Annotated in this window: 11 protein-coding genes and 1 pseudogene; 5 read left to right on the top strand and 7 right to left on the bottom strand. The window is 43.5% G+C overall.

The window, feature by feature from the left end; all coding sequences use genetic code 11:
• Positions 1 to 418: 418 nt before the first annotated feature.
• The gene (gene ssb1, locus AACQ81_RS18020) at positions 419 to 943 is read right to left on the bottom strand and encodes a single-stranded DNA-binding protein SSB1 (RefSeq protein WP_237388129.1); all 525 of its coding nucleotides are present in this window, start codon (positions 941 to 943) and stop codon (positions 419 to 421) included.
• A 250-nt stretch (positions 944 to 1,193) separates the two neighbouring features.
• On the opposite strand from ssb1, the gene uvrA reads away from it, so the two are divergent.
• The 3 genes from uvrA (at position 1,194) to AACQ81_RS18005 (ending at position 5,029) form a co-directional block, all read left to right on the top strand.
• Positions 1,194 to 4,025 carry an excinuclease ABC subunit UvrA gene (gene uvrA, locus AACQ81_RS18015; protein ID WP_237388128.1) on the top strand — a complete coding sequence of 944 codons (2,832 nt, stop codon included), beginning with the start codon at positions 1,194 to 1,196 and terminating at the stop codon, positions 4,023 to 4,025.
• 266 nt (positions 4,026 to 4,291) lie between these two features.
• Positions 4,292 to 4,450 carry a DUF5993 family protein gene (locus AACQ81_RS18010; protein WP_237388127.1) on the top strand — a complete coding sequence of 53 codons (159 nt, stop codon included), beginning with the start codon at positions 4,292 to 4,294 and terminating at the stop codon, positions 4,448 to 4,450.
• 12 nt (positions 4,451 to 4,462) lie between these two features.
• A complete protein-coding gene (locus AACQ81_RS18005; protein ID WP_237388126.1) occupies positions 4,463 to 5,029 on the top strand; it encodes a disulfide bond formation protein B in 567 nt (188 codons plus the stop codon).
• A 90-nt stretch (positions 5,030 to 5,119) separates the two neighbouring features.
• Here AACQ81_RS18005 and AACQ81_RS18000 read toward each other — a convergent pair whose 3' ends face one another.
• The 5 genes from AACQ81_RS18000 to dnaB form a co-directional block, all read right to left on the bottom strand.
• Entirely contained in the window at positions 5,120 to 6,247 is a 1,128-nt protein-coding gene (locus AACQ81_RS18000) for an AAA family ATPase (RefSeq protein ID WP_237388125.1), read from the bottom strand.
• Positions 6,244 to 6,975, bottom strand: a complete 732-nt coding sequence (locus AACQ81_RS17995; protein ID WP_237388124.1) for an RNA ligase family protein — start codon at positions 6,973 to 6,975, stop codon at positions 6,244 to 6,246. The genes AACQ81_RS18000 and AACQ81_RS17995 overlap by 4 nt, the downstream gene beginning before the upstream one ends.
• Positions 6,976 to 7,435: 460 nt before the next feature.
• Complete coding sequence (locus AACQ81_RS17990) at positions 7,436 to 8,629, bottom strand: amino acid aminotransferase (protein ID WP_237388123.1); 1,194 nt, start codon at positions 8,627 to 8,629, stop codon at positions 7,436 to 7,438.
• Positions 8,630 to 8,694: 65 nt separating this feature from the next.
• On the bottom strand, positions 8,695 to 9,774 hold the full coding sequence (alr, locus tag AACQ81_RS17985; protein ID WP_237388122.1) for an alanine racemase: 1,080 nt from the start codon (positions 9,772 to 9,774) through the stop codon (positions 8,695 to 8,697).
• A 108-nt stretch (positions 9,775 to 9,882) separates the two neighbouring features.
• A complete protein-coding gene (dnaB, locus tag AACQ81_RS17980) occupies positions 9,883 to 11,292 on the bottom strand; it encodes a replicative DNA helicase (protein WP_237388121.1) in 1,410 nt (469 codons plus the stop codon).
• 182 nt (positions 11,293 to 11,474) lie between these two features.
• Here dnaB and AACQ81_RS17975 point away from each other — a divergent pair, with 182 nt between their 5' ends.
• Positions 11,475 to 12,458, top strand: a complete 984-nt coding sequence (locus tag AACQ81_RS17975; RefSeq protein ID WP_237388120.1) for a quinone oxidoreductase — start codon at positions 11,475 to 11,477, stop codon at positions 12,456 to 12,458.
• Between the two features lie 20 nt (positions 12,459 to 12,478).
• On the opposite strand, the gene dusA is transcribed toward AACQ81_RS17975, so the two are convergent.
• Complete coding sequence (gene dusA / locus AACQ81_RS17970; protein ID WP_237388119.1) at positions 12,479 to 13,516, bottom strand: tRNA dihydrouridine(20/20a) synthase DusA; 1,038 nt, start codon at positions 13,514 to 13,516, stop codon at positions 12,479 to 12,481.
• Between the two features lie 87 nt (positions 13,517 to 13,603).
• Between dusA and AACQ81_RS17965 the strand changes: the two are divergent.
• Positions 13,604 to 13,942 (top strand): annotated as a pseudogene (locus AACQ81_RS17965) (site-specific integrase); the annotation flags it as partial.
• Positions 13,943 to 14,071: the final 129 nt, after the last annotated feature.

The following is a 14,071-nucleotide window of genomic DNA, read 5'->3' as shown; positions in this document are numbered from 1 at the left end:
GCAATCATTGTTGCCAATTTATGTGGCAGCTTATTCGTAATGTGAAAATTTTTTTGAAAAGGGCTTCGTTAACGGATTGGAAAGAAATGAGAAATATAAGAGTCTCACCATTATGACAAACTATTTATTATGACATTATCAGTGGATTAAATTATTTGCTATTTCATTCATTATCTGTAAAAAAATCAAGGTAATTAATAAAAACTTTATATACCCAATGGATTTCAAGATGCAGCGCGACGGCAAGGGAATGAACCCCCAAGAGCATAGCTAACTATGTGACTGGGGTGAGTGAGCGCAGCCAACAAAGTTGCAACTTGAAAGACGACAGGTGACGGCAGGTATAGTTACATAAAATAAAAACCCCGTATAAACGGGGTGTTAGATTCAATTATTTACCGAATTTCCGAAATCAAATTTAAAATGGAATATCATCATCGAAATCCATTGGTGGCTCATTACTCTGTGGTGCAGAAGACTGAGACTGAGCCGGACGAGATGGCGCACCGCCACCGCTGAATTGCTGAGATGTCTGTGGCTGTTGTGGCTGCCCCCAACCGCTTTGTGCTGGAGCAGCTTCTTGCCCTGCACCACCACGACCGCCCAACATTTGCATTGTACCACCAACATTTACCACAATTTCAGTGGTGTAACGATCCTGACCGCTCTGATCCTGCCACTTACGGGTCTGCAAAGAACCTTCGATATAGACCTGAGAACCTTTGCGCAGATATTCACCTGCAACTTCTGCCAGTTTACCGAAGAGCACTACACGGTGCCATTCGGTTTTTTCCCTCATCTCACCGGTTTGCTTGTCACGCCAGCTCTCAGACGTTGCCAGAGTAATGTTGGCGACTGCACCTCCGTTCGGCATATAGCGAACTTCCGGGTCCTGCCCCAAATTACCCACTAAAATAACTTTGTTTACGCCTCTGCTGGCCATTGGGAATACTCCTGATGAAATGAATTTTGCTAAAAACGGACTTCTCTAATTATAAGCAAAGTAGTTTACCATGCGAGGGCTAAGTTTAAAGATATACCCGTTATATTATACTTTGCGAAGCGCATCGTACTTTACATTGTAATGGTTGCAGCATGATTTCCCATCTAATACTGTATATCCATTCAGCAAAGTTTGTGCAATAATAACGCGTTTACGTATTTTGCTCTATCAATAATCTGAGAAGTGGTATATGGATAACATCGAAGTTCGGGGCGCCCGCACCCATAATCTCAAGAATATCAATTTGATAATTCCCCGTGACAAGCTAATCGTCATTACTGGGCTATCCGGCTCCGGTAAATCATCCCTGGCTTTCGATACTCTTTATGCAGAGGGTCAGCGGCGCTATGTGGAATCGCTCTCTGCATATGCCCGCCAGTTTTTATCACTGATGGAAAAACCGGATGTCGATCATATCGAAGGGCTGTCTCCGGCGATTTCCATTGAGCAAAAGTCTACTTCCCATAACCCGCGTTCTACGGTCGGGACAATTACTGAAATTCACGATTATCTTCGCCTGCTGTTTGCGCGCGTGGGTGAACCGCGCTGCCCCGAGCACGATATCACTCTGGCAGCGCAAACGATAAGCCAGATGGTGGATAATGTACTGGCATTGCCGGAAAGCCAACGCCTGATGTTGCTGGCCCCTGTCGTCAAGGAGCGCAAGGGTGAGCACACCAAACTGCTGGATAACCTTGCTGCACAAGGCTATATCCGCGCCCGTATTGATGGTGAAGTCTGTGACCTTTCTGATCCACCTAAACTTGAATTGCAGAAAAAACATACCATTGAAGTGGTTATAGATCGTTTCAAGGTACGAGCCGATCTCCCCCAACGGCTGGCAGAATCATTCGAAACCGCACTGGAGCTTTCCGGCGGTACGGCAGTCATTGCTAATATGGATGATGAACAGGCCGAAGAACTGATCTTCTCCGCCAATTTTGCCTGTTCAATCTGTGGCTATAGTATGAGCGAACTGGAACCACGCCTGTTTTCCTTCAACAATCCTGCCGGTGCCTGCCCGACTTGTGACGGTTTAGGCGTTCAGCAATTTTTCGATCCTGTACGTGTTGTTCAGAATGGTGATATATCCCTTGCTGGCGGCGCAATACGTGGCTGGGATCGCCGTAATTTTTACTACTTCCAGATGCTGAGATCACTGGCAGAACATTATAAATTCGATATCGAAGTGCCATTTAATCAGTTAAGTTCTGTGATTAGGAAAGTGGTTTTATATGGCTCAGGAAAAGAATCCGTCGAATTTAAATATACCAATGATCGCGGCGATGTGACCGTTCGTAACCACCCGTTCGAAGGTGTCCTGCATAATATGGAACGCCGCTATAAAGAAACGGAATCTACTGCGGTACGGGAAGAGCTGGCAAAATATATCAGCAATCGTTCCTGCGTCTCTTGTGACGGAACCCGACTGCGCAAAGAAGCCCGCTATGTCTTTATTGAAAGCACCACGCTGCCCCAGATTTCTGATTTCAGCATCGGTCATGCGATGGAATTTTTCCAAAATATTAAACTGAGTGGGCAACGCGCCAAAATTGCTGAAAAAGTTTTGAAAGAGATCCGTGATCGCCTGAAATTTCTGGTTAATGTTGGTTTGAATTACCTGGCGCTCTCCCGTTCAGCAGAAACACTTTCAGGCGGTGAAGCCCAGCGTATTCGTTTAGCCAGCCAAATTGGTGCAGGTCTTGTCGGCGTAATGTATGTGCTGGATGAACCCTCCATCGGCCTGCATCAGCGGGATAATGAGCGTTTGTTGGAAACGTTGCTGCATCTGCGCAATCTGGGTAATACCGTTATTGTGGTCGAACACGATGAAGATGCCATCCGTGCAGCTGATCATATTATCGATATCGGGCCTGGCGCGGGTGTGCATGGCGGTGAGATTGTTGCCGAAGGGACTCTTTCCAATATTATGGAAAGTGAAAAATCTCTCACCGGAAAATTCCTGAGTGGTGAACGCAAAATTGCCATTCCAGAGCAGCGTGTGCCTACCAATCCTGACAAGATACTAAAATTGATTGGAGCAAAAGGCAATAATCTGAAAAAGGTAACACTAAAACTACCAGTCGGCTTGTTTACCTGTATCACCGGCGTTTCTGGTTCCGGTAAATCAACGCTGATCAACGATACACTCTTCCCTATAGCACAGCGCCAGCTAAACGGGGCAACAAACATTAATCCTGCCTCTTATATCGATGTTGAAGGACTGGAGCATTTTGATAAGGTCATTGATATAGACCAAAGCCCTATTGGCAGAACCCCTCGTTCAAACCCCGCTACTTATACTGGTATATTTACGCCTGTGAGAGAATTATTTTCAGGTGTTCCTGAATCTCGTGCCCGTGGCTATACACCGGGACGTTTCAGTTTCAACGTAAAAGGCGGACGCTGTGAAGCCTGCCAGGGCGATGGTGTGATTAAGGTTGAAATGCACTTTCTGCCTGATGTTTATGTACCTTGCGATCAGTGTAAGAGCAAACGCTATAACCGTGAAACGCTGGAAATCAAATATAAAGGCAAGAATATTAATGAAGTTCTGAATATGACCATTGAAGAGGCACGAGAATTTTTCGATGCTGTCCCTGCTCTCTCCCGTAAACTGCAAACCTTGATAGATGTCGGTCTTTCCTATATTCGTCTGGGGCAATCGGCAACAACACTGTCAGGCGGGGAAGCACAACGGGTAAAACTGGCACGGGAACTCTCTAAGAGAGGTACAGGCCAGACACTATATATCCTTGATGAACCGACGACCGGCTTGCATTTTGCGGATATTCAGCAGTTACTGTCTGTCCTGCATCAACTTCGGGATCAGGGAAACACGATTGTTGTGATTGAGCATAATCTGGATGTGATTAAAACGGCTGACTGGATTGTCGATCTCGGCCCTGAAGGAGGGAGCGGTGGTGGTGAAATACTGGTATCGGGAACACCAGAAGAAGTGGCCCAATGTCAGGAATCGCATACGGCTCGTTTTTTGAAACCGATACTTGAGCGTGACTAACCTACTGTAGTCACTAAACGAGTCCTATCTATATTATCCTCCCCCACACAATGGGGGGGATTTCACCTATTTGTTAACCAATTACTGACCAAATGCATTTTTATGCGTACAAAAAAGCATTTTCTTTCTTGCAGCCATTTTTAATGAAATAACCTTTCGTAAATCAGTATTGTATTGTTGATCTAATATTAATACTGATCACATTTTTCATGCGCTAATGACATAATGGCATATCATATGCCTAAAACTTATAATGGAGATTAAATATGTATATGTTTTTACCTTTTTTAATTGCGTTACTTATAATTGCCTCGGTAATTACACGCAAGAAAAAGCTGACATACTCACTTTGGTTTGCTTTATTAATCATCACGGTATTTTGGTTTCAATATCATGCCACTGATGCACTGAATCTTTCCTTTTGATCGGAGGCTGTAATGAATAATACAATATCAACACAACGTGATATTAATCTCGCGACGAGCTTAAATATTCTCGGTCTATTCGGTATCAGTGTTATTTTGATAGTCGCATTTTATTATCAATTAGCACGTTTTGAACTTCCCTGCCCATTATGTTTATTGCAACGTGCCGGCATTATAATGATTGGTTTCGGATTTTTGTTTAATATTTACTTCGGTATAAAAAATACCCATTACAGTCTTTCAATTATTGGCTGTATTGTAACTGGCTTCGTTGCTATGCGTCAGGTTTCTCTTCATATCCTGCCAGGTGATACAGGATATGGTTCAACTTTCTTCGGGTTACACTTTTATACTTGGGCCGCAATCGTATCAATTCTGACCATTATTGCCATCGCGGTAATTATGCCTCTGAAAACAGGCAATACCGACTCTGCAAGATACACTCCACCAATGTTGGGCAAAATTGCCATGGGATTATTCGCATTTTTGATCGCTGCCAATTTGATTTCTACCATTCTGGAATGTGGCGGTGGGCAGTGTGATGATAACCCAACGTTCTATGAGTTGTTGAAAAAATAACACTTCATATTATTAATAATAGAGCAGGAAGGCTAATGCATTTCCTCAGCCTTCCACTTTCAACAAAAACCACAGAATGATATTCCGTCATTATCGATTCAATAATACCGAATCAATGAAATAACGAACTTCATGTGCTTCTTCAGGTGTCGGGATTTCCAATTTAGCAAGCATCCGATCCAATACCTTATCCGGTACAACATACTGACGATGACTATTTTGTTGCCGCCAGCGTTTATAGTCTGTCTCAATATAAACAATCCTGACTTTGGCGTTATAGCTCACGAACAGTTTAATCAGTTGCTGACGCATTTGTGCTGTCAGATTAGTCGCATTCCAGATGAAATTTTGTCTGTTTCGTAGTTGTTCTCTGGCTTGCTTCTTTACTTGCTGTACTACCCAGCCATTAGCTTCTTTATCTTCTGGACTAATTTGATGCTGACGACGAATCGAATCCAGACTGATAATCGGTATTCCTCGAGCATGTTGTTGGATAAAATAGTCTTTACCCATACCCGGCAGCCCACACAACAAAGTTACCTGACTACCATAATCATCATAAGGTTGATAATTTGGTTGTTCACTGTCAGTAGAAAAATAATGGAAACGAGCTTCACCAGAAGAAAATGCCCGTGATACACGCCAGCAACCTTGCTCACGACAATAGAGTTCAAACAATTCTATACGTTCCAACAATTCTTTCGCATCTTGGCATGTTCGCCCCAAAATATCCGCTTTTGCCAGTAAATACAGCAAATAGGTGTCAACACGCAAGGATGCTGCCAATAGTGCTTTTTGTGGGCTAGGCTTTTCCATTAACCATAACGGCAATCCATGAAAACGCACAAGTGCGGCAATATGTTCCCGTATTGCAAATGGAGTAGGTATTTGCTGAAACAAAATTTGTCGGGTCGTCAGTTCACCTTTACGGGCATGACCGGGAGAAATAATGCGTCCATCCCAATCAACACGAGTCGTGTGGCGTTTTTCAACATCATGCAATAGTGCAGCAGTCCAGAGAATCTCTTGTTCTTCAAGCGACAACAGCGAATATTCTGGCAATTGTTGCAAAGCGGCTAATACCATCTGAGTATGGATTGCAACATCACCTTCAGAATGATGAACGGGATCCTGCTGAACTCCATTCATATCAGCGATAAAAGAGAAGGTCGAGGATAAGTAATCCCATGATTTATTATGACTAAATATCCAACTCATTCTCTTTCTCCTTTTGCGTTAAATCTCTTCGGTTCAGAAAGGCATTCAAAATAGAGTGGAGCCCTTTGCCAATGGCGTTTCCAATGAATATCTGTTTTGACATGATTTTTCCGTACATATTTAAAAACATGATGCGAAAACTCAGCCACCAAATATTCTCCGGCATCCCTGCTCACAATGCCCTCCATTGAACACACCTGTTTAGAGTGTGTATCCCATGAACAGAAATGACTTCCCTGTTTAGTTGTTTTAATAATATTTTGTATAAAATCAGATTCATTCCGTGTTCCAGAAATGCTGATTTCAGGCACAGTCGGAAAATCGAATAACTCGGCATAAAATTTAACTTCTTCCCAACTGAGCCAATGTTCTTTCATGCGCACGGCAAACACAAAGAAATATTCTTCAAGCTGACGATATTCAATGGAATGAATGGCATAAAGATTTTCGCCAAAGATCTCAATATTACCTAAATCATTTTTGATGACTTCCCAGCGCTGGCGAATTTGTTGAGTCCATGCCGATTGTGTTGGAGCGGCATGAGAGCGGGCAAATACACCATAACGATTTAGACAGTTATTTTCACCGTCCAATTTTTCCGTGTGAACAAGCCGCTTAATTTTTTGCATATCTTGCCACCAATGATGATTAATACGATCGTCACTGGTCGTGCCTGGCGAGAACGGATAATGGAATGTTCTACCATACTTTCTTGATTGCATATCCATAATGCTTTGACTCTTTTAATAATTATCCCAATAAAGACATACTGATGCCTTTACAGATTAATGTTCATCTAATTAACCGATGAAAGAGTTCAAGAGTTAGTATTACATCTTCTTTATTTCCATTTACTTAATCTTTTAACATTAAAAGATTAATACAATTATTTGATTAGATTTGTTATTAAGATTAAAAGGGGTGTTAAAAACACAAGCGATTACTATATATGAAAGCCTCGTAGATTGATATGGTGAATAGACTTCATATAAAAATAACCAATAAAAATCTTCTATTTGGGGCTATCACAGAGATAACTTTGATATAGAGACCAATTTTATCTTGTTATACGGGATATTCTGTATTTGTTAACTCCGTAAATTTCATATAATTTCTGTGTCTAAATGGTAATATGCCCCTGCCCATCATTAGAACAGGGGAATTTTTAATTCTATAGGTGGTAAGCCACTAATTTACCCCAGCAAATGCCTCTGCAATGCGTAGCACGTTATGATGGTTCACGCCAGCCATACAAACACGGCCAGAACCGACCAGATAGACACCAAACTCTTCACGCAATCGATCGACCTGTTCCTGACTGAATCCGGTATAACTGAACATACCACGCTGTTTCAGTAGGTAGTCAAAATTCTTCTCTGGCAAGGATTTTTTCAGGGCATTAACTAAAACTGTCCGCATTTCCCGAATGCGTAAACGCATTTGTTCAACTTCTTCCAGCCACTGTTTTTTTAATTCTGGATGACTCAATATTCTGGCAACAACCTGAGCACCAAAATTAGGTGGGCTAGAATAAATTCGACGCACACTCGCTTTCAATTGTCCCAAGACACATTCCGCTGCTTTTGCGTCATCACAGACAACGGATAACCCACCAACACGCTCACCATACAGTGAAAAAATTTTCGAAAATGAATTACTAATCAGACAAGGCAGCTCTGCATCTGCCATCGCACGGATTGCATAGGCATCATCTTCCATACCATCTGCAAATCCCTGATAGGCGATATCAAGGAAAGGGATCAATTCCCGCTCTTGAGCAATCTGAATCACCTGATCCCATTGGTCATTAGTTAGATCTGAGCCTGTTGGGTTATGGCAGCAAGGGTGCATCAAAATAATACTTTTTGCTGGTAGTTGTTTGAATGTAGACAGCATTTCGTCAAATTTTACCCCTTTGGTTTTGTCATCAAAATAGGGATAATAATTTACCTTTGTTCCTGCCCCAGCAAAAATGGAAGCATGGTTTTCCCAGGTTGGATCACTGCACCATACTTCAGAATCCGGGAAATAACGGTGTAAGAAATCTGCACCCACTTTCAATGCTCCTGATCCCCCTACTGTTTGAATGGTTGCGATGTGTTTCTGATTTAACAATGGATGATCTTTGCCAAATAGCAATTCCTGAATTGCCACGCGATAGGCAAATAATCCTTCCATCGGAAGATAAAGAGAAGCAGACTGAGGCAGAGCGCTCATTTGTTTTTCAGCAATTGCAACAGCCTGCAATTGGGGGGTTATACCTTGTTCATCGTAATAAAGACCGACGCTCAAATTAATTTTTTCTTCTCTAGGATCGTTATTAAATGCTTCCAATAACGATAGGATAGGATCACCTGCGTATGTATCAATATTCTGGAACACTACGTTATACTCCCTGCTGCTGAATTATGTGAAAAACGCATTAGCAGACAATATAACTTAGTGCATTACTCGTCTAGATATTCCATTGCAACACGTGAAGTCAATTTAGTCATTAACTCGTAAGCACTGACTCCAGAGTGTTCCGCAATTTTTTCTACAGGCAGGAGTCTGCCCCAAAGAATTACTTCATCCCCGACTTTTTCCAGACAATCAGGCCCTAAATCTACAGTAACCATATCCATGGAAACACGACCAACAATCGGTACTTTCCGGCCGTTGATAAATACTGGCGTGCCGGCTGGCGCACTTCGGGGATAGCCATCACCGTATCCCATAGCCACTACGCCAAGACAGGTATCACGCTCGCTGCTCCATGTACCGCCATATCCCACCGATTCTCCCGCTTTATGCTTACGTACCGCGATTAAGCTGGATTTTAACGTCATAGCTGGGATCAAGTTGAAGTCAGCCGCAGTTTTATCCGCCATTGGCGAGGCTCCGTACATCATGATGCCAGGGCGAACCCAATCTAAATGAGCTTGTGACCACAGCAAAATCCCCCCTGATGCAGCAATGGATTTCTCACCGGCTTTATCCGCAGCGAATGCCATAAAGCGATCGATTTGTTGTTGGGTTGTCTCTACGGTAGGTTCATCCGCCCGGCTAAAATGGCTGATGATATTAATAGGTTGTTCAACGTTATGACAACGGCTCAAGCGTTGATAAAAAGCTTCCGCTTCATCAATTCTGATGCCCAGCCGATGCATACCTGTATCCAGTTTCATCCATACTTTAACCGGATGGGACAAATCCGCCTGCTCCAATGCTTCGAGCTGCTCAATACTATGCACCACGGTTTCAATATGATTGACGACCAACACAGGTAAATCAGTCGCCTCAAAAAAACCTTCTAATAGTAAAATTGGCTTGACGACCCCGCCGCTTCGCAAGGCAAGCGCTTCCCCAATCCGGGCGACACCGAAACAGTCAGCGTCTTCCATTGTGTGCGCAATTTCTAATAAACCATGTCCATAGGCGTTTGCTTTCACAACTGCAATCACCTTACTGTCAGGAGCTTGTACCCTGACTTGTTGCAGGTTATGTCGCAGAGCGCGGCGGTCTATAACAGCAGTTGCCGCTTTCATTTTGTCCCCTTCTTTTATGATGTTCCTGTCCGGTTTAGTCAATAACTGCCTACCCTCATAGACACCGATGATTACAAATCATTGGAATATGGGAAATAGGCGCTAGGTTTATTCATCACTGTAGCTCGGACCTGCATAGTTATCGAAGCGTGACCATTGACCATTAAAAGTCAACCTTACCGTACCGATAGGGCCATTACGCTGTTTACCAAGGATAATTTCTGCCACACCTTTCAGTTCACTATTGTCGTGATATACCTCGTCACGATAAATAAACATGATCAAATCAGCATCCTGCTCAATGGAGCCTGATTCACGCAGGTCGGAGTTAACCGGACGCTTATCGGCCCGCTGTTCCAAACTACGGTTAAGCTGGGATAATGCAACAACCGGAACTTGAAGCTCTTTTGCCAACGCTTTCAAAGAACGGGATATTTCAGCAATTTCCAGTGTTCGGTTATCAGATAACGAGGGTACCCGCATCAATTGCAGGTAGTCGATCATAATCAAGCTAAGTCCGCCATGTTCGCGGAAAACTCGTCTCGCACGGGAACGCACTTCTGTTGGAGTCAGACCAGATGAATCATCAATATACATATTACGTTTTTCCAGCAATATCCCCATGGTGCTGGAAATACGAGCCCAATCTTCATCATCAAGCTGACCGGTACGAATACGCGTTTGATCCACTCGGGAAAGGGATGCCAGCATACGCATCATGATCTGATTGCCAGGCATCTCAAGACTGAAAATCAGAACAGGTTTATCCTGCATCATCGCTGCGTTTTCACACAGGTTCATCGCAAAAGTGGTTTTCCCCATTGAGGGACGTGCAGCGACAATGATTAAGTCTGATTTTTGCAACCCTGCGGTCTTTTTATCCAGATTTTGATACCCTGTAGAAACGCCTGTAACACCATCGTGCGGACGCTGATAGAGCAGTTCAATTCGCTCAACGGTTTCTTCAAGGATCTGCTCAATACCTTTCGGACCTTCATCTTTGTTTGCCCGATTTTCTGCAATCTGGAATACCCGTGATTCTGCCAGATCCAACAGCTCTTCACTGGTTCTCCCTTGCGGATCATACCCCGCATCCGCAATTTCATTTGCCACGGCTATCATGTCACGAACGACGGCTCGCTCACGGACAATATCAGCATACGCATTGATATTCGCGGCACTTGGTGTGTTTTTTGACAGTTCAGCCAGATAGGAAAACCCGCCGACATTATCGAGTTCACCATTCAGTTCAAGAGATTCCGATAATGTAATCAAGTCAATGGGTTTACCCGTTTCGAGTAAACGCTGCATTTCGGAGAAAATACGTCTGTGTGGTCGGCTGAAAAAATCATTGCTGGTGACCCGCTCGGAAACATTATCCCAACGTTCGTTATCCAGCATCAAACCGCCCAACACGGATTGCTCTGCTTCCAAAGAGTGTGGTGGAAGTTTCAGCCCTTCCACTTGGCGATCTTTTGGTTCAGCCATACTGTTGTTAGTTGGTTTTTTTCCAGCCATGTATACCGCATCAATCCACTAAACAAGAACAAAATAGGGAATCAGTATACGCCATGAAAACAGCCTTGAGTAATTATATATAGTCTGTAATGATTTCGGGCACATTTACGTCTGTTTGCACTATTTTCATTGCAAACATACGAAGCTCTTCCCAGTATTTATAACATGATGAGAGAGTTACCATGGCAAAACGTATTGAATTTTCCACTACTGGCAGCCCAGAAGTACTCCGATATTGTGACTTTGTACCTGTAGCCCCTGCACCTGATGAAGTACAAGTCGAAAATAAAGCCATAGGTATTAATTATATTGATACCTATGTTCGCGGTGGGTTATATCCTACCACCAGCTTACCATCCGGCCTTGGTATGGAAGCTGCGGGTATTGCCACCAAAGTTGGCGCGAATGTAACATCAATTAAAGTAGGTGATCGCGTAGCTTATGCGCAATCTGCCGTTGGTGCTTACAGTGAAGTGCATAACGTGCAGGAACACAGGCTCGCTCTCCTGCCTGATTCGATTTCATTTGAGCAAGCGGCAGCATCACTTTTGAAAGGCCTAACTGTTTACTATTTATTTCACCAGACCTATCAAATTCAAAAAGATGAAACTTTCTTGTTCCATGCCGCAGCTGGTGGTGTCGGGCTGATTGCCTGCCAGTGGGCAAAAGCGTTGGGGGCAAAGTTGATTGGAACTGTGGGTTCTAATGAAAAAGCCGAACTTGCAAAAGCCGCGGGTGCATGGCAAATCATCAATTACAATCATGAGAATATCGTCGAACGCGTTTTAGAGATCACTGGTGGAGGAAAAGTCAGTGTCGTTTATGATTCTGTAGGTAAAGCTACATGGTTAGATTCACTGGACTGTCTCAAACGACGTGGTTTGATGGTTAGCTTTGGTAATGCTTCCGGGCCAGTGACCGGCGTCGATTTAGGTCTGCTCAATCAAAAAGGCTCTTTGTTCGTCACTCGCCCCGCAGTTAACGGCTATATCACAACCCGTGAGGAATTGAACGAAGCCAGCAATGCCCTGTTTGATTTGATCGCCACTGGCAAAATCAAAATCGATATACCAGAAAGCCAAAAGTTTTCATTGAGCGAAGCTGCAACCGCACATCAAGCATTGGAAAGCCGCTTAACTCACGGCTCCAGCTTACTAATCCCTTGATAACTTTAATGAAGAGCGGACTACATCCGCTCTGTTACCATTTCTAGCGCTTTTTCAACGACCATAATACCGGAGCCGGGTTTATGGGCATTCTCACTCAAATAACGACGCCATTGACGCGCACCAGGAATTCCCTGAAAAATTCCCAAGATATGACGAGTGATATGTCCTAAATAAGTACCATTAGACAATTCTTGTTCTATATAAGGATAAAGCGCCTTAACCACATTAATCGTATTCGTGACTGGTGCTGTTTGATCAAATAATTCACGATCCACATGTGCCAGAATAGATGGATTCTGGTAAGCCTCTCGTCCAATCATCACACCATCCACGTATTGCAAATGCTGTTTCGCTTCTTCCAATGACTTAATACCGCCGTTAATGGAAAACGTCAATTGAGGGAAATCTTTCTTTAATTGATAGACCCGTGGATAATCCAATGGTGGAATTTCGCGGTTTTCTTTTGGGCTGAGACCAGATAACCATGCCTTGCGCGCATGGATAACAAAATTATCGCAATCGCTGTTTTTTACGACAGTATCAATAAAATCACACAAAAACTCGTAGCTATCTTGCTCATCAATCCCAATGCGGGTTTTAATGGTAACGGGAATATCCACTACATCCTGCATGGCTTTAACGCAATCAGCCACCAGCGCCGCATCTCCCATCAGACAGGCACCAAAACGACCATTCTGCACACGGTCAGAGGGACAACCAACATTCAAATTGATTTCATCATAACCCCGTTCCTGCGCAATCTTGGCACACTGTGCCAATGCCTGAGGCTCACTGCCACCCAATTGCAAGGCCAACGGATTCTCCTGCTCGTTATAAGCCAGATAATCCCCTTTTCCATGAATAATCGCCCCCGTTGTCACCATTTCCGTGTAAAGCAGCGCTTCTTTACTTAATAAGCGGTGGAAATAACGACAATGACGGTCAGTCCAGTCTAACATGGGGGCAACGGAGAAGCGGGAAGGCTTGAATTTACCAGCGCTCGTTGATATAGCAGTGAATTCACTATGTTTTTGTATATGTATATTTTCGTGCATTTAAGGTTGTTTTAGGCTATTTTTGGATTATTAGCACCCCATATAGAACCCCATTAATATGGGGACCTGAACAGGAGAGCATCAAAGATGGCCTACTATAGCATAGAAAAGCGCCCTCGCGCAGATGGCACCACCCGCTATCGCTGCACTGTTGGCGTTAAATCTGGCGGCAAATATATTTACAGAGAAAACCGCACATTTGGAAAACAGTCCCACGCCAAAACATGGGGTGCTATGCGGGTTGCTGAACTGGAGCAAAACGGGGTTCCTACGCAAAACGATACCGAAGAGTTGACAGTTGGTGATCTGCTGTATAAATACATCAATGACCCAAATCTAGGCGTGAAAGCAGGAAGAACTAAAAAGCACGTATTAAACATGCTTCTAGATAGTGATTTAGCAAAATTAACACTTTCTGAATTATCGATTAGAGCGTGTTGATCTTTTTGGTATAAAAAGCAAGCAGCAAATGGGGCTGTTATAATGGTTTCGCCAAAAATCAAAACAATTACCCCAAATGCCAAGACTAATGTTAACAGATGATAGCTGGAAATT

This window comes from Xenorhabdus sp. Sc-CR9 (assembly GCF_963897815.1).
GTDB lineage: Bacteria > Pseudomonadota > Gammaproteobacteria > Enterobacterales > Enterobacteriaceae > Xenorhabdus.
This window is presented reverse-complemented; position numbering and strand designations above follow the sequence as displayed.

Bases quoted from the DNA above. Each gene is read 5' to 3' on its own strand.
- ssb1 (WP_237388129.1), bottom strand. From the start codon at position 943: ATGGCCAGCAGAGGCGTAAACAAAGTTATTTTAGTGGGTAATTTGGGG.
- uvrA (WP_237388128.1), top strand. From the start codon at position 1,194: ATGGATAACATCGAAGTTCGGGGCGCCCGCACCCATAATCTCAAGAAT.
- AACQ81_RS18010 (WP_237388127.1), top strand. From the start codon at position 4,292: ATGTATATGTTTTTACCTTTTTTAATTGCGTTACTTATAATTGCCTCG.
- AACQ81_RS18005 (WP_237388126.1), top strand. From the start codon at position 4,463: ATGAATAATACAATATCAACACAACGTGATATTAATCTCGCGACGAGC.
- AACQ81_RS18000 (WP_237388125.1), bottom strand. From the start codon at position 6,247: ATGAGTTGGATATTTAGTCATAATAAATCATGGGATTACTTATCCTCG.
- AACQ81_RS17995 (WP_237388124.1), bottom strand. From the start codon at position 6,975: ATGGATATGCAATCAAGAAAGTATGGTAGAACATTCCATTATCCGTTC.
- alr (WP_237388122.1), bottom strand. From the start codon at position 9,774: ATGAAAGCGGCAACTGCTGTTATAGACCGCCGCGCTCTGCGACATAAC.
- dnaB (WP_237388121.1), bottom strand. From the start codon at position 11,292: ATGGCTGGAAAAAAACCAACTAACAACAGTATGGCTGAACCAAAAGAT.
- AACQ81_RS17975 (WP_237388120.1), top strand. From the start codon at position 11,475: ATGGCAAAACGTATTGAATTTTCCACTACTGGCAGCCCAGAAGTACTC.
- dusA (WP_237388119.1), bottom strand. From the start codon at position 13,516: ATGCACGAAAATATACATATACAAAAACATAGTGAATTCACTGCTATA.